This window comes from Novosphingobium sp. HII-3 (assembly GCF_002916655.1).
GTDB lineage: Bacteria > Pseudomonadota > Alphaproteobacteria > Sphingomonadales > Sphingomonadaceae > Novosphingobium > Novosphingobium panipatense.
On sequence record NZ_PPSM01000022.1, the window covers coordinates 1 to 24,160 of the forward strand.

A 24,160-nucleotide genomic window follows, 5' to 3' on the forward strand; every position below is an offset into this window, starting at 1 on the left:
CCACCCTCTCCGCCACTTACCCGTATTCCGTGGTCCACAACAGTCTACGAACCCTTGATTTTCAGCGGTTTTTGATGGCATCTAGGCCGGTCATGGTCTCGGGTTGTCTACTGCCGTCAACTCAATGCCATGGCATTCGACATGGTATTGGGCCTGTCGATCCATGGTATCGGGATCATGCTGAACGACGCGAAGGTGAAAGCGGCCAAGCCGAGGGAAAAGGCCTACAAGATTGCAGACGCGGGGTCGCTCTATCTGAACGTGAGCACGACCGGCGTGCGCTCCTGGCGAATGAACTACACCTTTGGCCGCAACGACAAGGGCAAGCCTCAGCAAAAGACACTGACATTCGGCACCTATCCGGCGATGACGCTCGTGAAGGCGCGGGCCAAGCGCGACGAGGCGAAGGCCCTGCTGGCCGAAGGCAAGGATCCCGGCGTTGAGAAGGTTGTCGCGGCGAAAGCCCGGATGCTGGAAAGCGAAAACACCTTCCGCGTGGTTGCGGAGCGCTGGTTCGAGCTCAACAGCGGCTGGTCTCTGGAAAAGCTGAACGCCTATCGCAGCGAGCGCGAAGGCAAGTGGTCGCATCGGACCTCTCGGAACTGGACTGTCCACCGCGCGCCCTGGTCGCCTGTCCACAGCGCTGACGTCCTGCAGAGCTTGGAACGCGACATCTTCCCGCAGATCGGCAATCTGCCGATCACCTCGATCAAAGCGCCAAAGCTGCTTGAGGTGCTGCAGAAAGTGGAGAAGCGGGGAGCGATCGAGACGGCCCAGCGCCTGCGGCAGCGATGCGAAGGCGTGTTCGCCTATGGCATCGGGGCAGGTCTCTGCGAGACGAACCCGGCGGCGGGCCTTCGCGCCAACCTCAAGGATCGCCCCCGGTCACGCAAGCAGCCCTCGATCATCGATGGCAAGCGTCTTCTGGAAGACCAGATCGCGGCGGTGCGGCAGATGATGGTCGACTGCGAGGCCGAGCGCTGCCGGGCCTCCACAAAATTTGCCCTCCGGTTCATTGCGCTGACCGCCGTTCGGCCCAACGAGGTCCACGGCGCGCGCTGGGACGAGCTACACGACCTCGACGGCAAGGATCCGCGCTGGGTGATCCCGGCCGAGCGCATGAAGGGCGATGAGGACCGGAAGGCCGAAGAAGGCGGCGATCACATCGTACCGCTGTCCCGCCAGGCGCTGGAAGTGCTTGCGGCGGCGCGCGAGCTGACGGGGCATTTCCCGCTGATCTTCCCCAGCGAGCGCAACCCCTTCAAGCCGATGTCGGAGAACACGCTCCGCGCGCTTCTGATTCGCGGCGGGTATGGCGGCCGGCACGTGCCCCACGGTTTCCGCGCCGCCTTCTCCACGATCATGAATGAACGAGCAGACCGCGAGTGGCGGGCCACCGGCCATACCGGGGCCTCGCCGGATCGCGCGATCATCGACCTGATGCTCGCGCACGTGCCGGGCAACAAGGTGGAGGGGGCCTACAACCGCGCCTCGTACCTCGACCGGCGGCGTGAGCTGGCGCAGGAGTGGGCCGATCTGCTGACCTCGGACTTCTGGCCGCCGGAGGTCCATCTGGGGCAACCGATCCGGTACGCGGCGACGGGGCCGGGGCGGGGCTAGCCAGCTGCCCGCGCTACGAGCACCTGCCAAGCGTCGAAGCAGCCCTTTTGGGCTTCCTCAATGGAGGGGTAGTTCTTGCGGCCCCAGATAATGTTGCCGCCGGGCGGAGTGGCGCCAACCCCGAAGCTGCCATCATGATGTCGAGATACCACTAAATGATATCCATCAACCTTGATGTACGGCGTTCCCTTGGCCGAAATCTTCCATCGCTTTCGTTTGGGGAAACCGTCTCGGCGACCTGCCTTTTTGCGAAGGCCACCATCGCGCTCGATCGCCCTAGAAACGCTTTCTTCCATGTGTCCAGCGCACACACAGCCGCATGATAGGCGATCGGGATAACGCGGGTTTTCCATGACATGGACGAACCGAACTTGAGACGTTTCGCACATCCCGCAGGTTTCGAAGTGGTCTTCGCCGAGGTGCTCGAAGGTGTCGTACTCATCGACACATACCCAGCCCCGGTGAGGGACACCGGGCTGGGACCATTTGCCTCGCCCCCTGCTGATAGCTTCCTGTTCAGTGCCCACCGCTCAACACTCGGTTTCCTCGTCCAGCGGGATCACACCCAGACGTCGCAGCGCAACGCGGTACTCGGGTATGACCATGAATGCGTCGTGGACGATGGTCGGGTCGATTGATTCAACCAGCGTGAGGTAAATGCTCTGCGTGAGCAGCATGCGCAGCTTGCCGTCGTCATCAGCTTCGTTGAAGTCCTGATTGCACGACCCCCACGACCCACTGTAGCGTTGATCATCTTTGACGCCGCCGCCTACCACCTTGACGGGCGGATTTCCTGCGCCGCCACGGTCCCAGATTATCTGAGCATCAGCCAGTGCAATGTCAGTCATTGCGCGTCCTTTTGCTTCATCTTTGCAAAGTGTTCGATCCGCCACTTCAGCTGCTCGGACCATTCATCTTCATTATCCCAGCTGGCCCCATCCCAGTCGTAGATTCTGCCATCCGGAAGCAGGTAGGCCATATTACCTGTCACGCCATCGAACTCGACGTCGAGAAGTATCGGGTCGGCGAATCCATTGTGAAGCGACCAGCCGATCACTGGATCGCGTCCAATAAAGCCGCCATCTTCATCAGACATGAAACTAAGTACAAAGGTGCCTTGTGCCGCAGGAATGACTTTCCCGGCAGACCTTTTAATCCGCTTAGCCTCGCTCTCGTAGATTTCGACTTTGTCTCCGTCGGATAGCTCAACGGTGAAAAAAGGCGATTGTTTGCCTGAGCTCTCTACAATGCTCATTATTCGAGAGATCGGATATGCATGACCATAGGCGTCGTGAAAAAAACTCATCGGCTCTCCTTTCTTTGCGATTCGCGCCAAGCGATGATTTCAGCCTCACTCCAGCGGCTGGACCAGCCCCCCGGCTTGTACTGCTGGGGAAAACGCTGTTGGCTGATGAGCCGGTAGATCATTGCCTTACTAAGGCCGGTCATCTCAATGACCTCAGTCATGCGCAGGAGGCGGTCGTTCTGGGTGGGCGCGTTCATCTGGATTTCCTGGGGATCTGTGCGGGCTCAGAGGGACGCGGCTGCTCGGGGGCGCAGCACGTGCACACTGGCGGGTGCGGGGACAGGCTCACCGCCATCGTCGTCGCCTCCGCCGTCGCCATCACCATCGTGACCGGCGTTCGGCAGGTACTCGGCACAGGAGCGGGACGCATGTACGGCTGGCTGCAAACCAATGAGCGCGGGTGGGCCCATTCTCGGCATGGTTTCAGGGGGCATTGCTTCGCAGACGCCGACCAGTTCGGTGCTGTCCAGCGGCGCGGGAAGGGTCATGTCCGACGCGGCACCAGGGCGGAAATGCATGCAGGTTCCGCAGGTATGTGTACGCTTCATCGCGGGGCTCCTGGGTTGGTTCACTGGATGGTTGTCCCCGGGCGAAGGATTGCGACCCGGTCGCTCAAAGGGACGGTGACGATCGGCAGCCTGATCTTCGCTTGGAGCCTCATCGCCCTGGCCATCGCTTCGTCATGGGTGACGGCGAAGTCAGTGTCGCGGTACTGGTCGTGTGACCCATCCGGCTTTTCAACGCTGATCGACCAGCGCCAGTTAACGGTCACAGGTTTCCCATTGCTCGTCCAGCCTTCGCCTGTCACTTCCCGGATATGGATTGTGCCACTTGGTGGCGTCCACCCAGTGTCCTTCGGCCTTGGCTCGGGCAAATCCTCCCAACCAGCCACCTCGACTGCGTTACCTTCCTCGTCGTGGAACCCGTCGTCGGAGCGGGTTGCCAGCACCCAAGGGCGAGAAGATCTGAACTCAGAGAGGCTGGGATCGTAGGCGAGGATCCATCGACCATCCATCGGCGGCGGCGTGGTGTTCATGGTTCTTTCCTTGCAAGTTTGCGCAGCGCGCGAATGTCTTCTGCGATGCTGGAGAGGGAGCAGCCGATCCAACCGAGCCAAACGGTCGAGATCAGCGCCAAGCTGAGAAGGGCGCTCTGTGTCATCGTTCGTTCCTTCGTGGGCGTTCGGTCAGGGCATCGAGTTCGCCGGGTTGAGCGAGGCGGCCGGGCAGGGAGCGGACGCGCCGCTCGAGGAAAAGAAGGAGGTTTCGAGCCTTCTGCCCCGAACTCCCGCGGTCGATTCGATCTGCCGCCTCTTCGGCCAGCCAATCGGCGATACGGTCGCGCATCTGCTCACTGGCGAGCAGTTCGTTCTCGCGGCCGGTCATCCAGCAGCCTCCGAAGCCGGGACTTCGTCGTAGGCCATCAGCAAAACCTCCTTGAGTTGGGCCGCTCGGTCGTCTCCGCCGCCCTTGGTGGCGCTGAGGAAACTTGCCCATTCCTTCTGGCTGCGGGTCAGCAGTGCGCGAAACATGCGGTCCGGGTCGTATCCCTCCGGCGGATTGAGGGAGAGCTTGGTAAGCGCTGTGAACATGCTGGCGCCTGCGTTCAGGACTTCGCCCGGGAACGCCTCCGCCATCGTCCGCAATGCTGAGGCGCAGACCTCGCCGCCGTGTTTACGCAGCACCTTGGCGATGGCGCTGGTGAAGGCCACTTCACCCGGCACCCAACTCTGTGAGCCGGTTTTGCGTGACACGGTGAAGCCTGCGTCGGTAACAAGCTGTTTGATCTGCAGCGCTTCCGGCTCGCCCCCGGCTAACGCGGCGTGGAAGTCGTCCAGCCGGTTCATCGGCTTACGTGCCCGGTTCATGGCGACGAACATCGCTGCCTCGTCTGCGACGCTGCCATAGACGCCAACGCAGCACGGCAGAAAGGCGATGTCGCCGCGCAGCTTGGCTGCCGCTAAGCGGTGCTGTCCGTCGATTACCCAGAGCGTACCGTCGTCCCGCTTGGACACTACGAGCGGCAGGCACATGCGCCAGTCCCAGCCATTTGCAATCCGACGGATCAGCGCTTTGCTTGCACCATTGTCAGTGGACCGCTGGTAGCTGTCATCCAGATGCAGTTCTGCAGGGTTCCGGTTCTCGACAGAAGGTGGGTTCCCCTTCGCCGCAGGCCACTTCCTGGGGGTGCTGCTCTTCACGTCGTCCAGCCGGGTAGAAGTGGTGGATTTCTGCGGTTTCTGGGCGGTGCTGCCAGGTTTCCCAGCCGCCGCGGGGAGAACGAGTTCCTTACTCTTCGAATCCGGGGTGAAAACCGTAGTTTTCTGCGGGTTTGAAGGTGAGTTCCTGAGTGTTTCTGCCGACTTTGGATCCAGGGCGCGGATGCGCCGGGAAATGTCATCCGTATCGTCTGCGCGGGGCGCCACGTCGGCTTCTGCCCGGCGGGCATGTGGATGCCCTACGGTCTTCGGCAGCGATGCATATGCACGGCTGTCCTTCTCATCCAGCTCGGTCAGCAAGGCGCGCGCCTCAGCAGGCGGGCAGGTGTAAAGGACGCCCTTTCGGTCGATCACAATGTGGCCGATAAGAACTCGAGCCTGAACCTTATCCTCGCCGACCCGAGTGTGGATCATGAAGGTGCCGTTTGCGTCGCGGCGACCTACCATCTTCGGTTTGATCCATTCGGCAATGTCGTTCCGGCCCTTGTTGAGCCATGAAACTACTGTCGGTTGTGCGCCGCTCATGCAGCCCTCCTGCGCCAGGGCCGATGCCGGCGAGCCTTCTGCCGAACACCGGTGGCAATCACGATCCGCACGGCGGCTGGCAGCCCGGGCGTGTCGAGCAGTTCGGCAAGGAGAACTGTGGCGCACTCCTCGTCTTCGCAGCCGATCTCCGGATGGAACCAGGGCTGGAGCGAGCTGTCTGCGCCTACTGTCACGGCGCCACCGATCCGGCCCCAGGCCAGCAGCCAGGATTCAGCCAGCAACGGCGGAGCCGGGGGGCATTGTACCCCGCCGTTGCTGGCCTTCCCGCCGGGAGGGACGGCGGGAATATTGATCGGTTGGAACGTCATGCCGGCACCGCCTGGGCAGACTGGCCCTGTTGGCAGATCAGGTCCGGACGGTTGACTGCAATGAAATCTGTGACCTCGGCCCACCGCTTCCGGTGATCAGTGGCGAGTATGCGCTGCAATCGGGCTTGCTCGCGCTGCAGTCGCTCGTCGTCGCTGTCGATCATACCGAAGGCCAAGCCTCGGTGACCGTTGGGCTTGATCATGAGCGTGACGCTCATCCCGATCACTTCGGCCCGGCTGATCCATGCCGCCGCATCAAAGTCGACACGACCGAGGGCGAGTAGACAGGCGCCGAGATCGGTGAGGTCCAGATCGTGATAGAAGGAACGATAGTAGGTGTCTGTTACGGTGCTATCGCTGTCGATCTGGAGCAAGTTGACGTCGAACCAGCTCCCCGTCCCCTCGCTCCGAGCTTCGCGGGTAAAGGTGTGGTGTGTATGCCAAAGTAGGTTCGCATAACCCTTGACCAGAAAGTCACCGGCGGTTTTGCAAGGAACCCTGAAAATCGCCAGCAGCGCATCGTCGGCAGCATCGGAAATGACTTGACCCCGCTCGTCGGTGTAAGCGTCCGACACGTCATAGTCGCACTGCGCGAGCCACGCTGCGCGCCAGACGGCGAAGGTGAAAGACATGGCGGGGCTGAGATTATTGGCGGTGAGATCCGGCTGAGAAATGCGCATGATCATGCATCCTTCTCGTTGCGTTGTTCGGTGACGGCGAGCAGGGCTTCGACGTAGTTGCGGGCGGGGTCGTCCGGGATGCCGATAAGACGCTTGGCCTCGGCGAGGAGCATGTCCTCGTAGGAGTTCATGTCTCGATCGCAGTCGAAGCAGATCAGGTACTTGGTGGCGAACTGCTCAAGCGTCTCAGACGGTATGTCCAGCAGCGTGCTCTCAGCGGCGCCGCGGACGTCCATCAAACGCTCAATTTCTGCCTCAACCTCGGGAGAATTTCCCTTCCCACCGGCAGCCCCTGATTCGTAACCAGGCGTCCACACGCGCTTGTCGAAGTCGTGCTCGGCCAGCAGCGTGGCGCGATATTCGCGCATCGCCGCGTCCCAATCGCGCGGCACCTGAGAGTACAGTTCTCCGAGGACCGTTATCGCCAGCTCTATGGCGGCTGAGTCAGCGTCTGAGCTTTCGGTGATGATGAGCTCGCCGTCGTCGCTGAGGCCACGATGCTCGAAGTGAAGCTGGTAGACGACCTTCGCGATCACGTCCGGGAGGCCCGTGGCTTGATGCGCTTTCAGCGCTGCAAAAGTGACATCTTCAGACTCATCGGGGCCATTGCGAACCGCCTTTGTGTAGGCCTCAATGTGCTCGTAAAGTACGCGGCTGACGCCGTGGGGCAACGCGGGGAGGTGGTAGGCAACGCGCGCGGCATCGCCTGTTGCTGCCTCATGGACCTTGAGTTGGAAGGTCATGGCTCAGACCTCCATGACGGGAAGTGCGGGAGCGCTGCGAAGGGCTTCAACGTCAGACAAGAGGTCGTCGTAGTAGCCGTTCGCGACTACCGTTTCGGTTTCTTGGATGATCCGCATCTTCTCCGCGAAGGCGGCGAGGTCTGGTGCGCGGGTGCCTACAAGAGCGTTTAAGGCCTCCCAGGTGGCCGTGAGCGCTGCGTCTTGCTTGTCCTCAGGAAGGAGCTTCAGATCGACCGCGTCCGCATCGCGCCAGGCCTTCACGGCCTTGCGCCAAGCGTCGCGCGCCCGGAGAAGTCGGACTGCCTCGCGGAGGACTGTCGTGTCTTCACGGGCACGGCGCTCAAGGGTCGGAGCGCTGGCGCCTTCCGCCGGCTTCGCGAACTTGGGGTTGCGCGGCAGTGCCGAGTAAACCGCGTCCAGCGCGCCGCCTGCAACTTCGACTTGGCGGCGAACTGATCGGACGAGGGTCATCACCGTCTCGGCGGCACTAATAGCCTTTTCGCCCCGGTCCATGGCCGGTTGAAGAATTTGATCGGAAACGATGTCGACTACGTGCGTGAGGAGGTCGTAGCTCTCCTCTCCGCGCTCCATCAGGTCGTCGACAATATCCTGCGGCGACGTGATCGAGACGCTGAAGTCGGCGCCGCGGAAAATAGGCGAGCGAAATCGCTCAAAGGTTGGATGGCGGGCCATCTAGATCTCCTGCAATTGTTTCGCAGGAGGTTGGCGGAGGCTGGCCCGAGTAACCGGCGGCCGAGCGCGTTTCCCTACCTACGAAGCGGAGGGTCAGCGGCCCGAGGGCGATCGTCTCCGATGCCCTTAAGGTATGTCCAATCCGGAAATTCTGTCAATGCAGTTTATGTCCACATTGGAAATTGGCTACAGCGGGACAAATGCGCCCTTTGCCATTCCGATCACAGTGAATTGCTCGCGGCCAAGGCTGATCGGCTGGTGGTCCGGGTTGCTGGAGCAAGGCTCTAACCGGGCCGGGTCCGAACGGAACATCTTGATCGTCGTTTCCCCTTCGGAGTTCATCACCGCGTAAACCTTGCCTTCGCGGAGATCCGCTTCACCTGGATCAATTACAACGTATCCCCCATCAGGAATGATGCGATCCATGCTGTCGCCCCTAGTGCGAAGTGCAAAGGCCGCCTTGCTCAGACCTTCGACGGGCGGGAAGATCATGTGCTCGTGATGCTGAATTGCCTCGCGCCAGTTGCCGGCAGCTATCTCGCCCACAAGCGGGATCAGGAATGGGTTCGTAGGAAGATTTTCTTCCTGGCCACTCATTAATTCGGTGCTGGAGATTTCGAAAGCGCAGGCAAGGCGCTCGATCCAGTTGAGATCAAGGCGGCGCTGTGATTTCTCCAGCTTCATAATCTGCGACGCAGTGGTGCCAGCCCGTTCAGCCAACTCCGCCAGCGACCAACCGCGCTCGGCTCGCAGCGCACGCACACGGTTTGGGATAGCTTCGCTCAGGTTGGACATCAAATTTCCCTTATCAGATGCGCTCTTTTATCCGTTTCGGATATTAAGAAAAAGTGCACAAAATGGACAAAAGACTCCATTGCGGCATGTCCTGATTGGACATATGATCGGGAAATGCAGCTAAAGGATTATCTCGTCGAGGCGGGCTTGACCTACGACGAATTCGCCAAGCGTATCGGTGCGGCCAATGCGGGCGTGATCGCGAAGTATGTCGCTCGCAAGCGGGTTCCCCGACCGCATCTTATGGCAGCGATAGGTCGTGCCACAGAAGGCAAGGTTCAGCCGAACGACTTCTTCGCCGCCGGGGGCGATTGATATGTTGGGGAACGTCGAGGCTGAAGCGGCCTTGCTAGGCGCCCTGATGCAGGGTGATCCTGGCATCATAGATCTCGTGGTCGAGCGCCTTCAAGCCGCCGACTTCTATGAGCCCGTGCACGAGCGCCTGTATGCCGCGATCGTTGAATGCCATGGTGCCGGGAAGCCCGTCACCCCTGTTTTGTTGAAGCCCCGGTTCGATGATGACGAAGGGATGAAGCGGTTGGGAGGTGTGCGATATCTGGCGCGGCTCACAGCTGACGGTCAGGGGCTTATTGCACCTCGTGAACTAGCAGAGCAGATCGCTGACCTCGCTGTGCGCCGGAGGATGCAGGCCCGCTTCACATCAGCGGCAGGTGCCTGCGGCGACCTCTCGATGCCGATTGATGCTGTTGCGGCTCAAGGCGAGGTTCCGCTCGAAGCGACTCCGGGAATGAATTCCCGTACCTACACGTTGGGCGAAGCTTTCCGCGCTGCGAACGACCGCATCGATGACATCCAGAACGGCACTATTGCTGCCGGCGTTCGGCTCAACGGTCTGCAGGATTGGGACGACGTGACCAGGGGAATGCGCCCAGGCACCTACATACTTGTCGGCGGACGCCCCAGCATGGGCAAAACTGCAATGACCCTCAGTGTAGCGCGTCGCGCGGCTCAAGCGGGCCACGGAGTCCTCTACGTCAGCCGCGAAATGGATATCGTCGAGTTGATGCCCCGGATCCAAGCAGACCTGCTGGCCGAAGCGGGAGGCGAGGGCGGTATGCAGGAGATCCGCGAAGGCACCCTGAATGCGCGGGACAAGGCGCTTCTGCGCGGTATCGAGAATGAGGTGGCAGACTGGCCGCTGGTCATTATCGACCCCGAGAAGTTTGGCGCCGATCAGATTAACCTCGTCATTCGCCAGCAAGCGCGACAATTCGAGCGGCGAGGTCACAAGCTGGAACTGGTGATCATCGACTATCTGGGGTTGATTGATCCGCCTCCCGGGCGTGTTAACCGTGAGCAGGAAGTGTCCCTGATCAGCCAGTCGATCAAGCAAGCCGCTCGCAGTAATCGCATCCCGATCATTGTCTTGTCTCAGCTCAGCCGAGGCGTTGAACAGCGCGAGGACAAGCACCCGCAACTGTCCGACCTTCGCGACAGCGGCACACTCGAGCAGGACGCTGATATCGTCATCTTCGTTTACCGCGACCAGTACTACCTCGAGCGCAGCGAACCCGACCCTACCGACGCAAAACGCCGGCCGAAGTGGGAGGAAGATATGCGCGCGGCCAAGGACAAGATGGAGATTTACTCCGCGAAGAACCGGCAGGGAGCCCTGTGCAAACGTAAGCCTTGGTTCTTCGGGCGCAATCAAGCCGTGCGCAACAGCGACTTCTACCGGCAGGAGGGATTCTGATGTCCCGCATCAGATCTGTCCATCCCGGCCTTTGGACCGACGAGAACTTCGTATGCCTCTCGCCGATAGCTCGCTTGCTATTCATCGGCTTGTGGAACGAGTGCGACGATGGCGGGCGCTTTGAGTGGAGGCCGTTGCGCCTTAAAATGCGCGTACTGCCCGCCGACAATGTCGATATGGACGCGATAATGGCCGAACTGGTCGAGAACCAGTGCATCCTTAAGTACGAGGTGGACGGCGCGAGTTACGGAGCGGTTCGGAACTTCTGCAAGTTTCAACGTCCTAAAAAGCCTTCATTCTTCTGCCCTGACACACCCCAAGTTCGCACCTGGTGTGGAAGCGGAAGCGCCTCAAATGATCAGATTTCCGAACCGGTGGGGAATCAGTTCGGAACTGGTGGGGAAATCGCTCCGCAGAAGGGAGGAAGGGAGGAAGGGAGGAAGGAAGAGAGACCTTCGGTCTCGTCGATCAGCGATGCTGACCGACCTGCGACGGAGCCGCCACCTGAGTTCCTGCCTGCGGTGCTCGAACAACCGGATGATGCCGATATTGCCTTTGACCGTTGGCAGAGCCTTCGTTCTCGCATTCGGCCGAATACGCGAGCGCTGGCCTTAACGCCACCGCGGCGCGTCAAGCTCACGAAGCGGCTGAAGGAGATCGGCGGCCTGCCTGCTTGGGACCGTTGCTTGAAGTCCGTCGAGGGCTCGCCACTGCTACGGGGCGACAAGACCGACTGGAAGGCTGAGCTGGATTGGCTGCTCGAGCCCAAGAACCTCACGAAAATTCTTGAAGGAAACTACGACCATGACGGACAAACACATCACGGTGCCGTCCATCGGGGCGGAGGTCGCATTCCCCGGAGCCCCATTGGTGGCATCCTTGCCGCCCACGGTAGCCGCGGCGCTGACTGATACGCCCACGGAATTCATCTTCGACGGCGGTCCTGCCTGGAGGCCAGAACGCGCGCTCGACGCGCTGCACCATGTTGGGCTTGAGCATCGCGTGTCTGAAATCTGCTCGGACCTCGTGGCGGCCAACCTCCCGGCGCGACGAAGCTGGCTTGCGCAGCGTTTGGCGTCATTCTTCGTGCTTTTTAACCCGACCCGAGAAGTCGATGATCGAGCGTTCACAGTTTGGAACGATGAGATGACGCGGCTGCTCATCGACTTGCCTCACGACCTCTTGGCATTCTCAATCGATCAAGCGATTCGGTCCGCGTCACACGGCTTCATGCCTTCCGTAGGTGAAATCCGGAGGGCCGCAGAACCGCTGCTCGCCGAACGTACGCAGCAGATCGAGCGGCTGCAACGCATGGAGGCCGCGCTTTCCGATCCTGTCGCCACCGCTGAAAGGGCGCGCCGTCGCCAGGATGAGGCCGCACACGCCCGTGCCACTGCTGGAGATCCGCGATGACCAATCAACGTACCTCCTACGATATCACCACAGACCTCGACTTGGCCTTCCTTAAGGAACTCCCAAAAGACGACCTTCTTGAGTTGACCCGTCTGATGGCTCGTGCTGCCGAGCGCTCCTATCGTCGCGGGTTCCAGCAGGGCGCTACCATCGCCCGGGGCGAGCCGGCGGCGCTCCCTTTGGACCTTCACGAGTGGCGCTACGGCACAACCACCGACATCAGTCCATGGGCCGACGCGCCTCGAGCCGAGACGGCAGTGTCCCGTCTCCATGGAGAGAACAGCCGCTTGCGCGCCCTAGGGCTCCCGACGTCGACACTCACCGATCAATTCGAAATCTTCGTCTGGCCGCCGAAGGAATGAAGGCCACGCTCCTCGGTGCGATCCTGCGGGACCTCGCCTGGGAGGTCGGCCGCTTACGTCCAGACTGGAACAACCCCCAACGCTTCTTCGAAAACCGCTCTGAGATCGAACATCAACTGCGCCGGCTTGCGCGAGACCTGGATAATGCCAATGCCCAAGACTGACACCATCGCCGCTATCGCCGCCCAGACCCGGGCCCGCACCGACAAGGCGCAGCAATCAGCTTCCCGGCCGAAGAAGGCGGCTGGGGCAGGGCCGACCATCGAGCAGCAGGCCCATGCACATTACGTGGAGGAAGACATCGTGGACGTGACAGGCAAAGGCCGGGTCACGATCGGTAAGGCGTATCGCAAGCGTCCGCGCTTCGAGACGATAGAGGGGCTGGGGACCGAGCAGCTGAAGGCCCTGCGGTGCTATCGTGCTGCGTTTGACGAAAGCGAGAGATCAATCCTCAAGAGCGGTCTAGATGTTCGACCGCGCGGCGCTGGCGGTTTCGATAGCGCATTCGGCGCGATAGAGGCGAGGGCGTTCGGCGCCGCAAGACTGCGCGCCATCGAGGGGCAGTTGGGGATGCTGCTGCACACCATGCGCGACGTTGCGCTCATGGACTTGACCTTTTCTGAGGCAGCCATGAAGCGTTTCGGAAGCCGAGAGGTGGATTGGATCGATATCGGCAAAGGCAAGCGGAAGCCTCGCACCGTCGTCAAGCTGGTGCCCAAGTCTGGTACTCACCGACAGATCATCCGGGACGAGTTTTTCCAAGGGCTCGAGCTGCTGATGAAGGCTACCGAGCCAATGTGGGCCCGGCGATCTGGCGTCAGATGAGATCGTCTACCGTCACGCCGAGGCTATCAGCCAGGGCCTTCAACGTCTGCACTGACCCAGCTTTGGTGCCGCCCTCAATCTGCGCGATCATGCCACGGTTCACGCCGGAGGCATCGGAGAGCGCGACCTGTGTCAGTCCGCGATGCTCACGCCACACGCGCACCGGGCTTTCGCCGTCAAGGATACGCTTGACCAGAGCGGCGGGGACGTATTCATCATCCCCGCGAGCAACCGCTGCCTTCACCCGTTCGGATGCGACGATGTCGGCAAGGTCTTCCTTGGCCTCCTGCAAGGCAGTGTATTCTTCAATCGGGATTGTAACCATCTCACCCATGTGGGCCTCCATCACTCATACACGCTGCCGCGAGAGCCGATCTTCGTAACCGTCAGAACGACGCCATCGTTCATGATCACGCGCCAATCGCCGACCCGAAGGCGGATGTCGTCACTGCCCTTGAGTGCCTTAACATTGTTCGCCTGCGACGCCGGGTCCGCAGCATAGGCCTCAACCTTCGTGACGATCCGCTTGGCTGTCGGCGCAGGCATCGAGCGGAGCGTCTTAAGAGCGGTGCGGGCGTACTGGATCGGCTTCATGCGCTTTATGTAACTCTAGGTAACAGCATGGTCAAGCATAATGTTACCTAGAGTGACAAAAAGATGGGGCTTGCATTGGGCACGAAATGAGTGCAACTTGATATGGTTGGAAATCAACGCGCCCGCAGCCGGAAGGTGAGCGGGCGTTGCTTTTCCTATCGGGTTCTACGGGACGAAAGGAAGTCGTCCAGCTCTGACTTGATCTCCGTCTTCTGTCGCAGAGTGTCGTTGCTGGACTGGTTCCACATTTCCTTCGAGATCATTTGAGTACCGCAGGCACCACAGATTACCCAGGTCGGGTCTGTTCCAATGTCTGGCTTGTTCTCGCCGCATTGCAGGCATTTCGTGCTGGGTATGCTGTCCATCCGGCGCAATTAGCATAACCGAGCGGCTATCGTCCAACGGAAGGGCCTTAGGCTTCCACGCTGGTGGTGTCGGTTCGGTCCTGACTTGCCGCTCCAGAATACAGGTGCTTCATGGCAAAGCTCAAAGCATTGGGCGGCCGTCTCTCCACATTGAAGCCAGGCCTCGGAGCGCTACCGCCGGTTGAGCGCAGCGAGAGCGCGCAACGCAACGTCTACTCGCCATGGCGCAAGTGGTACAACACGGCACGATGGAAGGCCCTGCGCCTCGCCATCTTCGCCCGCGACATGTTCACCTGCCAGTGGCCCGGATGCGGGCGCCTGGAAGGCAACACGTCGCAGCTGGTGGCGGACCACAGGACACCGCACCGAGGCGATGAGGCGCTGTTCTGGGATGAGAGCAATCTCTGGACCCTGTGCAAGCCCTGTCATGACCGCCTGAAGCAGCGCGAGGAGCGCGGCGCATTCCGCTGAGTTAGGAGGTCGCGATGGCAAGGATCGATGTGACGCTACATGTGCGCACGCGCTGGTGGTTAGGTCCGGCAACGACGATCGCTGTCATTGGCATCTCGACCGGCCTCATCAAAGACAGGCCGAGCGAGGAGCATGTCGACGGGCGCATCACAGCAGCCGAGCGGGCAGCCAACTGGTTGATCGAGCACGGCATGACGATCACGGCCCGCTGACCCGGGGGGTGGGTTGAAACTCAGGGGCCGGATGGTCCTCTGTACCGGTATCGCTCCCACGCGGAGAAAAAATCCTGCTGGAGAAGCCCAGAGTGCGAACTTTTCGCCGGAGGTAAAGCCCGATGGCGGCACGCAAAACTACTATCAACTGGCCTCGTATCGAGGTCGAGTACTTGGCTGGCGAAGACTCGATCCGCGAAATAGCTGATCGTCATGAGATTTCAGACACGGCTATTAGGAAGAAGGCGAAGGCCGAGGGGTGGGTACGCAAGGTTCGCACCGCGAACCGCCGCGAACCGGAGCGCGCGCCGCCCCCGCCGCCGGCCTCGGACCCCGATAAGCCTCGCGAGCCCGGATCGATCGCGGATGACGGCCGCAGTCTGGTTGGCCGCATGCTCGACGAGCTCGACGTGGTCACCAGCCGCCGCGGGGAGCTTGAAGACCTGATCATCTCGGCGACGGAAGACGACGTCGATGACGCCAGGCGCGATGCGATGATGAAGGCGCTGAGCCTGCCCAGCCGCGCGAACACGATGAAGACACTGGCGCTCGCACTGAAGACGTTGAACGAAGCATCGGCGCCCCAGGGCAAGAAAGCGGCGCAGCAGGAGAAAGCGAGGGCGGTCGGAGGCGGTGCTCGCTTCGCTGCGCTTGGCCCTCCAACGCTGAAAGCCGTCAAGTAAGTGGTTACCTGGTCCACGGCGTGCCTTGATTGGAAGCGCCGGATCCGCGAACGCAGATCACTGATACCGTTTTCGCCGCTTTTTCCGGCCTCCGCCGAGGCTAAAATGGCGGTTTTTACGTCGCTCAAGATCGTCGATCTGGGCATCAACCCGGCCACGGACGAGCATTGGACGATTGGCGAGACGGCCGGCGAGTGGCTGTTGGACTTCGCAGCGGCCATATTCGGGGCTTACGACCCCGAAACCGGCGAGCAAATGATCCGCAAGGGCCTCCTGCTCGTCTCCAAGAAGAACACGAAGTCGACGATCGCTGCCGGGATCATGCTCACGGAGCTTATCTGCGGCTGGCGACCGTCCGACGAGAACCTGATCCTCGCGCCGACCATCGAAGTCGCAGGCAACAGCTTCAAGCCCGCCTGCGACATGATCCGGAACGACGACGAGCTGAACGACCTGCTTCATATCCAAGAGCACATTCGGCTCATCACCAACCGGAACACGAAGGCGACCTTGAAGGTGGTTGCTGCGGACAGCGCCACGGTGTCGGGAAAGAAGGCTAGCCGGGTTCTGGTCGACGAGCTCTGGCTTTTCGGCAAGAAAGCGACCGCTGACGCCATGCTTCGGGAGGCATCGGGTGGCCAGGTCTCCCGTCCCGAGGGTTACACGCTCTTTCTGACGACGCAGTCAGACGAGCCCCCGGCCGGTGTGTTCAAGGAGATGCTGGCTTACGCCAGGGACGTTCGGGACGGCGTTGTAGAGGATCGCGAGTTCCTTCCGGTTCTCTATGAGTTCCCGGAAGAGATGCTCGCCGCAAACGAGCACCTCAATCCGGCAAACTTCTACATCACGAACCCGAACCTTGGGCGGTCGGTAAGCCAGAAGTGGCTCGAAAGCGAGTTCCGACAGGTCGACAACGCCGAGGACGGCACCAAGCAGGTTTTTTACGCCAAGCACTTGAACGTCGAAATCGGCGTCGGCCTTCGGCACGATGCCTGGATAGGCGCCACGTATTGGGAGCAAGCCAAAGCGCCCCGCAGCCTGTGGGATGGCACGCTCGAGCATATGCTTGAGATCTGCGAGGTAATCGTAGCTGGCGGGGACGGCGGCGGCCTCGACGACCTTCTTGGTTTAGCGCTCCTGGGGCGGCACCGCGACACGAAGCAGTGGCTCCTCTGGTGCCGCGCATGGGCGCAGCTGGATGTATTCGAGCGACGTAAGGATATCGTCAGTAACCTCAACGACTTCATCGCTGAGGGCACGCTGATCAAGTGCACCAGCCCCACCCAGGATCTGGTCGAGGTCGCGGACATTCTGGAGCGCGTGAGGGATGCTGGCCTGCTTCCAAAGCAGGCGGCTATCGGGCTTGACCCTCAGGGCATCACCGCGCTGGTCGACGAACTGGCAGGTCGAGGGTTCACGGCCGATCAGATGCTGGCAATCAGCCAGGGGTTTCGCCTCTCAGGCGCGGTCTGGGGCATGGAACGCAAACTGAAGGACGGAACGCTTCTTCATGCTGGCCAGCGCTTGATGGCGTGGTGCGTCGGCAATGCGAAGTCCGAGCAGCGGGGCAACGCGGTGCTGATCACGAAGCAAGTGGCCGGAAAAGCCAAGATCGACCCGCTTATCGCGTCGTTTGATGCGGTCATGCTGATGACCCGAAACCCAGAAGGATCAGGTGGCGGCATGGATGACTATCTCGCAGCAATGAAAGCGCGGGCGGCATGAGGTTCGCCTTTGGCCGCAAGATGATGCGCGGCCTACGCACAGCCCTCTCTCTGCTCAGCCCGTCCGCATGGAAGGGTGTCTTTGGTGCGCCGTCCTACTCCGGGAAAACCGTCAATGCCACGAACGCGCTGACGCTCTCGACTGTCTGGGCATGTGTGCGGCTGGTGTCAGGCACTATCTCATCCCTGCCGATGATGGTTTACCAGGATGGGCCGAACGGAAGCCGGGGCATCTACAAGGCGCACCCTCTTTACGGGTTGCTTCACGACAGCCCTAACGCTGATCAGACGGCACTCGACTTCTGGCAGTTCATGTGCGTGAGCCTGGAGCTTTGGGGAAACGCCTTTGCCCGCATCACGCGGCGTAGCCGTAGCGGGGTTATCACCGCCCTGACGCCGCTACGCCCTGAGGCAGTGCAGGTCCGCCGCGCTGCTGATGGCTCAATTCGTTACCGGTATACTGACGGAGGTAAGGTTTCCGACGTCGGCCAGGATGAAATGTTCCACATTCGTGGCTTCGGGGGGTCGCCGCTAGGGGGACTGTCCACTCTCGCCTTCGGCCGGCACTCCTTCGGCCTCGCCATGGCCACGGACGAAGCGGCAGCACAGATCTACAAGAATGGCCTGCGTCCATCAGGTGTCTTGACGACGAAGGACGATCGGACGCTGAACAAAGAACAGCGTGACGACATCTACAAGTACGTTGTCGATCCATTCATGGGCGAGAACAATGGCAAGCCCATGGTCCTTGAGGCGGGCCTCGGCTGGCAATCCATCCAGATGAACCTTGGCGACGCCCAAATGGTCGAGAGCCGTCAATTCTCTGTCGAAGATGGCTGCAGGTGGTTCGGTGTGCCACCCCACATGATCGGACACACCGCCGGTAACAGCCAGCTCGGCAGTAGCATCGAGAATCAGACGCTTGGATGGCTGATGTTCGGTCTGCGCGAGCGCATCAAGCGCATCGAGCAGGCAGTGATGAAGCAGCTGCTTACTCCCGCCGAGCGGCTCACTGTCACGGTAGAGATCAATCTTGAGGGCCTGCTTCGCGCGGACAGCGCCGCTCGTGCGGCTTTCTACGCCCAGATGGTGCAGAACGGGATCATGACCCGCAACGAGGTGCGCCGCCTCGAAAACCTCCCGCCACTGCCTGGCGGCGACGAGCTTACGATCCAGTCCAACATGATCCCTGCCGGCAAGCTCGGCGAAATCACCAGCACCGGCGGTGAGCAGGCCAAGCAATCGATGATGGATTGGCTGTTCCCCGAAGGACTGCCCTCATTGAAGCAGAAGGAAGACGCGTGATGCTGATGCACCACAAGCATGGTCAGCTGAAGGTCCGCGACTTCAGCCTGTCGATCAAGGCCAGCGATGTCGCCGAAGACGGCTCGTTCGAAGGATACGGCTCCGTCTTCGGCGGCGACCCGGACAGCTACGGCGAAGTCGTTGCGAAGGGCGCCTTCCTCGAGAGCCTGGACGAGCTCAAAGCCAAGGGCCGCATAGTCCCTGTGCTGTGGCAGCACCGCACGGCGGAGCCGATTGGTGTCTACGATTTCCTCGAGGAGGATGGTCACGGCCTTAAGGTCAAGGGTCGCTTGCTCAAGGATGACGTGGCGCAGGCACGAGAAGCGCATGCCTTGCTCAAAGCGGGTGCCGTTACCGGCTTGTCGATCGGCTACTGGGTGCGCCAGGCGAGCTATGACGAGAAGACCGGCGTCCGTACGCTCATCAAGCTTGATCTCGTCGAGGTAAGCCTCGTCACCTTCCCGGCGAAGGACGATGCCCGCGTCGAGGCCGTGAAGTTCAAGCTGGAACGGGGCCAACTTCCCACCAAACCCGAATTTGAGAAGGCACTGCGCGAGGCTTTTCCTTTCTCGAAAACGCAGGCTGCGGCGATCGCCAGCCACGGCCTGGATCATCTGCTCCGGAGCGAGTCCGCGGGCTCCGGCGACATCAAATCCATTTCCGACGCCATTGCAGGCTTCGACCTGCCCAAGCTCTGAGGTAACCACCATGAAGATCAATGCCATTCTGGCCGCCTCGCATGCGGCCGCCATTGCCGTGGGCGGCGTTGTCGCTCCCGAATATCGACCGCCCGAGTTCGGCCGTAAGGGGCCTGGCGACGGCGGTGAGCCCGACATCAAGCAGCTTTCGCGCGATCTGAAGGCGGCGACCGACAAGGTGAAGGAATTCGCCGAGGACGCGAAGGGCCGGATGGAAAAGGGCGAGGCGCTCAGCGCGCAGGCCAAGCAAAGCGCCGACGAGGCTCTTGTGAAGTTCAACGAGCTGTCCGCTACCATGACCGAGATCGAGCAGAAGCTCGCGCGTCGAGGCAGCGGCGAAGGTGAAAGCGACCGCAAGTCGGTCGGGCGGATGTTCGTCGAGGCGGAGGATGTGAAGTCGTTCATGGACCGGGCACCGTCCAAGGGGACTGTGCAGTTCGGCACGAAGGCGATCATTACGTCGCTCACCACGGACGCAAATGGATCGGCTGGCGACTTGATCGTCCCCGACCGCCGCGATGGCATCGTTGCCCCTCCGGAGCGCCGCATGACCGTACGGGATCTCATCACTCCCGGCCGAACCAGCTCGAACGCTATCCAGTTCGTCCAGGAAACCGGCTTCACGAACAATGCAGCAACCGTCGGGGAAACCCTGCAGAAGCCGCAGTCGGAACTGAAGTTCGACCTGAAAACGCTTCCGGTGGCCACCATTGCGCACTGGGTTCAGGCATCGCGCCAGATCCTTGCCGATGCCCCCATGCTCGAAAGCTACATCGATGGCCGGCTTCGGTACGGCCTCGCGTATGCGGAAGAGCTTCAGCTACTGAAGGGCGACGGAACCGGCACGAACCTGCTCGGCATGATCCCGCAGGCAACTGCCTATGCCGCCCCGGGTGGCCTGGTGGCCGGAAACATGTTCGATCAGATGCGATACGCAATGCTTCAGGCGGTCCTGGCGGAATATCCGGCCACCGGGCACGTGCTCAATCCGATTGACTGGGCTCGGGCAGAGACGACCAAGAACGAGATCGGCGAATACATCATCGGCAATGTCGCTGATGGCGCACAGCCGCGCCTTTGGCGCCTTCCGGTGGTCGAAACGCCGGCCATGACCGTCAACAAATTCCTGACCGGCGCGTTCAAGCTCGCCTGCCAGTATTTCGACCGCGAAGACGCCACCGTCGAACTGTCGACCGAGGATCGCGACAACTTCATCAAGAACCTCGTGACCATCCTCGCCGAGGAGCGGATCGGCCTCGCGGTCTACCGCCCCGAAGCGCTGATCTACGGCGAGTTCGCCGACTTCACCGTCGCCCCCTGACGCGGGAGGGCGGGAGAGATCCCGCCCGAACGGTGGCTGGCGCTCACGTCGCCGCGCAAGGATTCGTCTGCGCCAGCCTCCCTTCGGTCCCTGGAAAGGAGAAGCCCCATGAAGATCAAGGTTTTGCGCGACTACTGCGGTCAGGAAGGCGCGGACGTCGACAAGAATGTTGCCGCTGGCACCGAACACATCGTCAGCCGCGCCCGCGCGGCCGAGCTCAAGGCTGTGGGGCTGGTCGAAATCGTGAGCGACGACGCTCACCCGGATGACGTGAAGGAGGATGAAGAAGTGGCTGAACAAAAGAGCGAGCCCAAGCCCATCGCCAACAAGCCTGCGCCAAAGCCGCAGAACAAGGCTGAGCCGAAGCCGGCGAACAAGAGCGCCTGATGCGCCCCATCGTCGTCACGCCACCGGAGCCTGTCGTCACCCTTGAGGAGGCGAAGGCTCACCTGCGCGTGCGGCATAGTGCTGAGGACGACCTCATCCTGAGCTACATCGATGCGGCCACTGGCACCATCGACGGACCTGATGGCTGGCTCGGTCGCGCACTTGGCCGGCAAACACTCGAGATCCGCTATCCGGCCTTCGGAACCTGCGGCTGGATCGCTTTGCCCTACCCTCCCGCGGTCGAGGTCGAGAGCATTCAGTACGTCGATGCCGCCGGGGAAGCGGCTACGCTCGACCCGGACCAGTACGAGCTTTCCGGCGCGATGATCCGGCCGGTGTGGCCGCATTCTTTTCCCGCTGCGGCATGGCGGGGCGCTGCAGGCGAAACGGTGCGTATCCGCTGGACCGCGGGCTATGATACGTTGCCCGCGCCTATCCGGGCCGCCATCCTTCTGATGGTCGGAGACCTGTACGCCTTTCGTGAAACCGCTGTTGTTGGTGCGACCTCTGCCGATGTGCCGATGTCCCTGACAGTGCAGCGCCTGCTCTCACCTTTCCGCGTGTTCTCATGAGCAGCGGCAAGCGAGACACGCTGATCGTGTTCGAGGCGCGGCAGACCACCAAGGATCCTACCTACGGCACCACGATAGAGGGTGACTGGACGAAGATCTCGGACGCATGGGCGGAGGTGCAGGACGTGCTTCCGTCCCGGGCTGAGAACATCGACCAGAACATCTCCATCCAGCGCCGCCCCGCGCGTATCCGCGTGGACTACTTCGACGGCATCAACGTCACCTCCACGATGCGGATCAACATCGACGGCCGGATCCTCCGTATCGTCTCCGGCCCTGCCATGAAGGGCCATCGCAAGGAGTGGGAGATGATGGCGGAGGAACTCAGCACGGAAGGGCAAGAGGCATGAGCCGCAACCTCCCCGTTCGCGGCGGCAAGGACATTGCCGCAACCCTCGGCGCGTTGGGTAAGCGCATCGAAACTCAGGCGGTTCGGTCGGGGCTCGTCGCAGCTGCAAACCCACCCTTGAAAGAGGCGAAGTTGCTTGCCAGCGGCTGGTCAACCAGAGTGGCAGCGGCAATCACAAAGGGTTCTTCGAGGAAGAACCAGGACGGCACCTACTCCATCCGCATATATGTTGATGAGCGGAAGCCCGACGGGTTCATTGGCTTCTTTGCTGAATACGGCGTTGCTCCTCACCTAATCGCCCGTACAGCTGCTGGACAGGGGAGTGTAGCCGTCCGAAAGTCCTTCGACGGCAAGGGCACGATCACGGCCCGCCCGATGAAGATCGGCGACCGTTACGTTTCCGGCATCTTGCAGCACCCGGGCCACGCCGCGCATCCGTTTTTGCGTCCCGCCCTCGATGCGAAGGGGGCCGACGCTGTAGAGGCCTTCCGTACCAAGGTCGTCGCCGTGGTCGAAGGCAAGACCGGCTATAACATTGACGCCGGGCTCGACGAGGCCGCCTGATGGATGGCGTTGCTGCAGTCCGGACAGCGCTGATCGCGGATGAAGTGCTTCTCGCACTGGTGCCCGCTGACAGCATTGGCGCCGGCCCGCTTCCTCTCGAGGGTGGCCTTCCCCGGCTGATGCTGGAGAGCATCTCCGCCGTCGACCGTAACCTTCCTTCACCCGGCGCCACCCGGCACGTTCGCGAGCGGGTCCAAGTAACCATCATGGCCAGCAACTATCCGGAGCAGAAGGCGATCCAGCGCGCAGTTCGTCGTGCGGCAGCGGACCGCATCAACGTCCAAGTCGCTGGCATCGAAAACGTGACCATCCACACCGAACCACGCGGCCCCGACTTCATGATCGAGGATCCATCGATCTGGTGCGGCACGCAGGACTTCATCACGACCTACACAGAGGCCCGCTGACATGATCGACACCATTGCCAAGCGCCGCACGACCTTGAACGGCAAGACCTACGAAAAGGGCGCTGCCGTGCCGATGCCGCTGCAGCAGTTTACCGACCTTGAGCCAACCGGACGCTTTGAGCGCGCGCCAGCGAAGCCCAAGCCCGAACCCAAGGCCGCTGCGAAGTCTGACTGAACAGAATTGCCGATCCCGGCGATGTAGCACCTCGTTTCGGCGGGGTTTTCTTTGGAGAAAACGATGAGCGTATACACCAGCGCCGGGACCAAGTTCTCGGTATCCGCAGCCGCGCCTGCCGCTTACACGCAGGCCGGATACGAGGCTCTGGCCTTCACCGAAGTCGGCGAAGTCAGCGATCTGGGCGACCTGCCGGAGCGCGTCTACGAGGTGGTTTCGTGGCGAAACATCGCCAATCGCGGCGAAACGAAGGCCAAAGGCGGCTATACGCTCGGCAGCCAGACCATTACCGTCGGCATCGACCCGGACGATGCCGGACAGGATCTCCTGGATACCCTCAGCCGCTCCGACGATCCGGCCTCCATTGCTTTCGAGCACCCCAGCCTCGGCACCATTTACGGTCGCGCTCTCGTGATGGGCGGGGCGCGCAGCTATGGCGATGTGAATACGATCGCCACTCGTCAGGTCACGTTGGAATGGACCATCGTGAGCCAGGATAACGACGGCATCGTTCACGCGCCGGCCGGCTGATCCACCACTACGCCCCTGAGCCTTACCCCTGCTTCGGCAGGAGTTTCCTGCCCCCGTTTCGCGTCAGGGCGCGAGCGGGGGCACCCTTCCCTGAAAGGTTGAAGAATGCCTCTCGACATCACCACCAAGCGCGTCGCCGATGTCAGCGACCTGCCCGTCAAGAACGCGGACGGCTCGCCCATGATCGACCCGGACACCGGCAACCCCATCACTGCCGTCGTGTTCGGCCCCGCCACCAAGATCTGGCAAGCTGCCGATGGCCTGCGCCGCCGCAAGGCGATCAAGCGCTCGCGCGAGGCCAACGGCAAGTTCGAAGCCACGCTGGATTACAAGGATGAGGATACCATCGAGTTCCTCTGCGCTATTACCAAGCGCTTCAACGGCCTTGTGGTGAATGGCGTACACGGCGATGCGGACACTGTCCGCGCGATCTATTCCGATCCCATGCTCGGCTTCATCCGCGATCACATGGAGGCCGACGCAACCAACTGGGAAAATTTTATGAAGGCGTCGCAGTCGCTCTCGAACTCTGGGTCCGACAACTCGCCTGGCTGAACACCGCGCCAGAGGTAGAGCATA

Annotated in this window: 39 protein-coding genes; 23 read left to right on the forward strand and 16 right to left on the reverse strand. The window is 61.4% G+C overall.

All coding sequences use genetic code 11. The features are described 5' to 3' along the window. Positions 1 to 129: 129 nt before the first annotated feature. Entirely contained in the window at positions 130 to 1,620 is a 1,491-nt protein-coding gene (locus C2R25_RS09145) for an integrase arm-type DNA-binding domain-containing protein (protein WP_233203871.1), read from the forward strand. On the opposite strand, the gene C2R25_RS09150 is transcribed toward C2R25_RS09145, so the two are convergent. From C2R25_RS09150 to C2R25_RS09205, 14 genes are all read right to left on the reverse strand, one after another. Beyond that, complete coding sequence (locus C2R25_RS09150) at positions 1,617 to 1,916, reverse strand: hypothetical protein (protein ID WP_103728899.1); 300 nt, start codon at positions 1,914 to 1,916, stop codon at positions 1,617 to 1,619. The two genes, C2R25_RS09145 and C2R25_RS09150, sit on opposite strands and share 4 nt — an antisense overlap. 234 nt (positions 1,917 to 2,150) lie before the next feature. Beyond that, a complete protein-coding gene (locus tag C2R25_RS09155) occupies positions 2,151 to 2,468 on the reverse strand; it encodes a hypothetical protein (protein ID WP_103728900.1) in 318 nt (105 codons plus the stop codon). Further along, positions 2,465 to 2,926, reverse strand: a complete 462-nt coding sequence (locus tag C2R25_RS20180; RefSeq protein ID WP_146049634.1) for a hypothetical protein — start codon at positions 2,924 to 2,926, stop codon at positions 2,465 to 2,467. Before C2R25_RS20180 ends, C2R25_RS09155 begins: the two co-directional genes overlap by 4 nt. Beyond that, positions 2,923 to 3,123, reverse strand: a complete 201-nt coding sequence (locus C2R25_RS09165) for an AlpA family transcriptional regulator (protein ID WP_103728902.1) — start codon at positions 3,121 to 3,123, stop codon at positions 2,923 to 2,925. The genes C2R25_RS20180 and C2R25_RS09165 overlap by 4 nt, the downstream gene beginning before the upstream one ends. Positions 3,124 to 3,150: 27 nt before the next feature. Beyond that, on the reverse strand, positions 3,151 to 3,474 hold the full coding sequence (locus tag C2R25_RS20185; protein ID WP_146049635.1) for a hypothetical protein: 324 nt from the start codon (positions 3,472 to 3,474) through the stop codon (positions 3,151 to 3,153). Positions 3,475 to 3,494: 20 nt separating this feature from the next. Further along, positions 3,495 to 3,962: a hypothetical protein gene (locus C2R25_RS09170; protein WP_103728903.1), complete on the reverse strand. Its 468-nt coding sequence runs from the start codon at positions 3,960 to 3,962 to the stop codon at positions 3,495 to 3,497. Next, entirely contained in the window at positions 3,959 to 4,087 is a 129-nt protein-coding gene (locus tag C2R25_RS21155) for a hypothetical protein (protein WP_255400455.1), read from the reverse strand. Before C2R25_RS21155 ends, C2R25_RS09170 begins: the two co-directional genes overlap by 4 nt. After that, positions 4,084 to 4,311, reverse strand: a complete 228-nt coding sequence (locus C2R25_RS20190) for a hypothetical protein (RefSeq protein WP_146049636.1) — start codon at positions 4,309 to 4,311, stop codon at positions 4,084 to 4,086. The genes C2R25_RS21155 and C2R25_RS20190 overlap by 4 nt, the downstream gene beginning before the upstream one ends. Then, positions 4,308 to 5,669, reverse strand: coding sequence for a DUF6551 family protein (locus C2R25_RS09180; RefSeq protein WP_233203873.1), 1,362 nt, complete (start codon positions 5,667 to 5,669; stop codon positions 4,308 to 4,310). The genes C2R25_RS20190 and C2R25_RS09180 overlap by 4 nt, the downstream gene beginning before the upstream one ends. Then, the gene (locus tag C2R25_RS09185; RefSeq protein WP_103728905.1) at positions 5,666 to 5,998 is read right to left on the reverse strand and encodes a hypothetical protein; all 333 of its coding nucleotides are present in this window, start codon (positions 5,996 to 5,998) and stop codon (positions 5,666 to 5,668) included. The genes C2R25_RS09180 and C2R25_RS09185 overlap by 4 nt, the downstream gene beginning before the upstream one ends. Then, positions 5,995 to 6,684: a hypothetical protein gene (locus C2R25_RS09190; protein ID WP_103728906.1), complete on the reverse strand. Its 690-nt coding sequence runs from the start codon at positions 6,682 to 6,684 to the stop codon at positions 5,995 to 5,997. The genes C2R25_RS09185 and C2R25_RS09190 overlap by 4 nt, the downstream gene beginning before the upstream one ends. Then, positions 6,681 to 7,421: a hypothetical protein gene (locus C2R25_RS09195; RefSeq protein ID WP_103728907.1), complete on the reverse strand. Its 741-nt coding sequence runs from the start codon at positions 7,419 to 7,421 to the stop codon at positions 6,681 to 6,683. The genes C2R25_RS09190 and C2R25_RS09195 overlap by 4 nt, the downstream gene beginning before the upstream one ends. 3 nt (positions 7,422 to 7,424) lie before the next feature. Beyond that, complete coding sequence (locus C2R25_RS09200; protein WP_103728908.1) at positions 7,425 to 8,114, reverse strand: hypothetical protein; 690 nt, start codon at positions 8,112 to 8,114, stop codon at positions 7,425 to 7,427. A gap of 186 nt (positions 8,115 to 8,300) precedes the next feature. Then, positions 8,301 to 8,909 carry a LexA family transcriptional regulator gene (locus C2R25_RS09205; protein WP_103728909.1) on the reverse strand — a complete coding sequence of 203 codons (609 nt, stop codon included), beginning with the start codon at positions 8,907 to 8,909 and terminating at the stop codon, positions 8,301 to 8,303. A 114-nt stretch (positions 8,910 to 9,023) separates the two neighbouring features. Here C2R25_RS09205 and C2R25_RS09210 point away from each other — a divergent pair, with 114 nt between their 5' ends. From C2R25_RS09210 to C2R25_RS09235, 7 genes are all read left to right on the forward strand, one after another. Then, on the forward strand, positions 9,024 to 9,224 hold the full coding sequence (locus tag C2R25_RS09210; protein ID WP_103728910.1) for a helix-turn-helix transcriptional regulator: 201 nt from the start codon (positions 9,024 to 9,026) through the stop codon (positions 9,222 to 9,224). 1 nt (position 9,225) lies between these two features. After that, entirely contained in the window at positions 9,226 to 10,623 is a 1,398-nt protein-coding gene (locus C2R25_RS09215; RefSeq protein ID WP_103728911.1) for a DnaB-like helicase C-terminal domain-containing protein, read from the forward strand. Beyond that, positions 10,623 to 11,534 carry a hypothetical protein gene (locus C2R25_RS09220; RefSeq protein ID WP_103728912.1) on the forward strand — a complete coding sequence of 304 codons (912 nt, stop codon included), beginning with the start codon at positions 10,623 to 10,625 and terminating at the stop codon, positions 11,532 to 11,534. The genes C2R25_RS09215 and C2R25_RS09220 overlap by 1 nt, the downstream gene beginning before the upstream one ends. 115 nt (positions 11,535 to 11,649) lie before the next feature. Continuing rightward, a complete protein-coding gene (locus C2R25_RS09225; protein ID WP_146049637.1) occupies positions 11,650 to 12,036 on the forward strand; it encodes a hypothetical protein in 387 nt (128 codons plus the stop codon). Next, positions 12,033 to 12,398, forward strand: coding sequence for a hypothetical protein (locus C2R25_RS09230; protein WP_103728914.1), 366 nt, complete (start codon positions 12,033 to 12,035; stop codon positions 12,396 to 12,398). The genes C2R25_RS09225 and C2R25_RS09230 overlap by 4 nt, the downstream gene beginning before the upstream one ends. Next, a complete protein-coding gene (locus C2R25_RS20380) occupies positions 12,395 to 12,562 on the forward strand; it encodes a hypothetical protein (protein WP_158250634.1) in 168 nt (55 codons plus the stop codon). The genes C2R25_RS09230 and C2R25_RS20380 overlap by 4 nt, the downstream gene beginning before the upstream one ends. Continuing rightward, positions 12,549 to 13,223 carry a hypothetical protein gene (locus tag C2R25_RS09235; RefSeq protein ID WP_103728915.1) on the forward strand — a complete coding sequence of 225 codons (675 nt, stop codon included), beginning with the start codon at positions 12,549 to 12,551 and terminating at the stop codon, positions 13,221 to 13,223. The genes C2R25_RS20380 and C2R25_RS09235 overlap by 14 nt, the downstream gene beginning before the upstream one ends. Here C2R25_RS09235 and C2R25_RS09240 read toward each other — a convergent pair. Next, a complete protein-coding gene (locus C2R25_RS09240) occupies positions 13,216 to 13,557 on the reverse strand; it encodes a helix-turn-helix domain-containing protein (RefSeq protein WP_103728944.1) in 342 nt (113 codons plus the stop codon). The two genes, C2R25_RS09235 and C2R25_RS09240, sit on opposite strands and share 8 nt — an antisense overlap. 11 nt (positions 13,558 to 13,568) lie before the next feature. Further along, the gene (locus C2R25_RS09245; RefSeq protein WP_103728916.1) at positions 13,569 to 13,817 is read right to left on the reverse strand and encodes a type II toxin-antitoxin system RelE/ParE family toxin; all 249 of its coding nucleotides are present in this window, start codon (positions 13,815 to 13,817) and stop codon (positions 13,569 to 13,571) included. Between the two features lie 476 nt (positions 13,818 to 14,293). Here C2R25_RS09245 and C2R25_RS09250 point away from each other — a divergent pair, with 476 nt between their 5' ends. The 15 genes from C2R25_RS09250 to C2R25_RS09315 all read left to right on the forward strand — a co-directional run bounded on the left by C2R25_RS09250 (position 14,294) and on the right by C2R25_RS09315 (position 24,136). Beyond that, the gene (locus C2R25_RS09250; RefSeq protein WP_103728917.1) at positions 14,294 to 14,653 is read left to right on the forward strand and encodes an HNH endonuclease; all 360 of its coding nucleotides are present in this window, start codon (positions 14,294 to 14,296) and stop codon (positions 14,651 to 14,653) included. Positions 14,654 to 14,667: 14 nt separating this feature from the next. Then, positions 14,668 to 14,865 carry a hypothetical protein gene (locus C2R25_RS09255; protein WP_103728918.1) on the forward strand — a complete coding sequence of 66 codons (198 nt, stop codon included), beginning with the start codon at positions 14,668 to 14,670 and terminating at the stop codon, positions 14,863 to 14,865. A gap of 122 nt (positions 14,866 to 14,987) precedes the next feature. Beyond that, complete coding sequence (locus C2R25_RS20935; protein ID WP_233203875.1) at positions 14,988 to 15,548, forward strand: hypothetical protein; 561 nt, start codon at positions 14,988 to 14,990, stop codon at positions 15,546 to 15,548. A 105-nt stretch (positions 15,549 to 15,653) separates the two neighbouring features. Beyond that, entirely contained in the window at positions 15,654 to 17,273 is a 1,620-nt protein-coding gene (locus C2R25_RS09265) for a terminase large subunit (RefSeq protein ID WP_233203876.1), read from the forward strand. Beyond that, a complete protein-coding gene (locus tag C2R25_RS09270; protein WP_103728920.1) occupies positions 17,270 to 18,577 on the forward strand; it encodes a phage portal protein in 1,308 nt (435 codons plus the stop codon). The genes C2R25_RS09265 and C2R25_RS09270 overlap by 4 nt, the downstream gene beginning before the upstream one ends. Further along, the gene (locus C2R25_RS09275) at positions 18,577 to 19,275 is read left to right on the forward strand and encodes an HK97 family phage prohead protease (RefSeq protein WP_103728921.1); all 699 of its coding nucleotides are present in this window, start codon (positions 18,577 to 18,579) and stop codon (positions 19,273 to 19,275) included. Before C2R25_RS09270 ends, C2R25_RS09275 begins: the two co-directional genes overlap by 1 nt. 10 nt (positions 19,276 to 19,285) lie before the next feature. Further along, positions 19,286 to 20,596 carry a phage major capsid protein gene (locus C2R25_RS09280; RefSeq protein WP_103728922.1) on the forward strand — a complete coding sequence of 437 codons (1,311 nt, stop codon included), beginning with the start codon at positions 19,286 to 19,288 and terminating at the stop codon, positions 20,594 to 20,596. A gap of 108 nt (positions 20,597 to 20,704) precedes the next feature. Then, positions 20,705 to 20,983 carry a hypothetical protein gene (locus C2R25_RS09285; protein ID WP_103728923.1) on the forward strand — a complete coding sequence of 93 codons (279 nt, stop codon included), beginning with the start codon at positions 20,705 to 20,707 and terminating at the stop codon, positions 20,981 to 20,983. Continuing rightward, positions 20,983 to 21,555, forward strand: a complete 573-nt coding sequence (locus C2R25_RS09290) for a head-tail connector protein (protein ID WP_103728924.1) — start codon at positions 20,983 to 20,985, stop codon at positions 21,553 to 21,555. The genes C2R25_RS09285 and C2R25_RS09290 overlap by 1 nt, the downstream gene beginning before the upstream one ends. After that, a complete protein-coding gene (locus C2R25_RS09295; RefSeq protein ID WP_103728925.1) occupies positions 21,552 to 21,905 on the forward strand; it encodes a head-tail adaptor protein in 354 nt (117 codons plus the stop codon). The genes C2R25_RS09290 and C2R25_RS09295 overlap by 4 nt, the downstream gene beginning before the upstream one ends. Continuing rightward, entirely contained in the window at positions 21,902 to 22,468 is a 567-nt protein-coding gene (locus C2R25_RS09300) for a hypothetical protein (protein ID WP_103728926.1), read from the forward strand. The genes C2R25_RS09295 and C2R25_RS09300 overlap by 4 nt, the downstream gene beginning before the upstream one ends. Further along, positions 22,468 to 22,875, forward strand: coding sequence for a DUF3168 domain-containing protein (locus C2R25_RS09305; protein ID WP_103728927.1), 408 nt, complete (start codon positions 22,468 to 22,470; stop codon positions 22,873 to 22,875). The genes C2R25_RS09300 and C2R25_RS09305 overlap by 1 nt, the downstream gene beginning before the upstream one ends. 1 nt (position 22,876) lies before the next feature. Next, on the forward strand, positions 22,877 to 23,050 hold the full coding sequence (locus tag C2R25_RS20385) for a hypothetical protein (RefSeq protein ID WP_158250635.1): 174 nt from the start codon (positions 22,877 to 22,879) through the stop codon (positions 23,048 to 23,050). A gap of 63 nt (positions 23,051 to 23,113) precedes the next feature. Beyond that, complete coding sequence (locus C2R25_RS09310; RefSeq protein WP_103728928.1) at positions 23,114 to 23,581, forward strand: hypothetical protein; 468 nt, start codon at positions 23,114 to 23,116, stop codon at positions 23,579 to 23,581. Between the two features lie 105 nt (positions 23,582 to 23,686). Beyond that, entirely contained in the window at positions 23,687 to 24,136 is a 450-nt protein-coding gene (locus C2R25_RS09315) for a hypothetical protein (protein ID WP_103728929.1), read from the forward strand. Positions 24,137 to 24,160 lie beyond the last annotated feature (24 nt).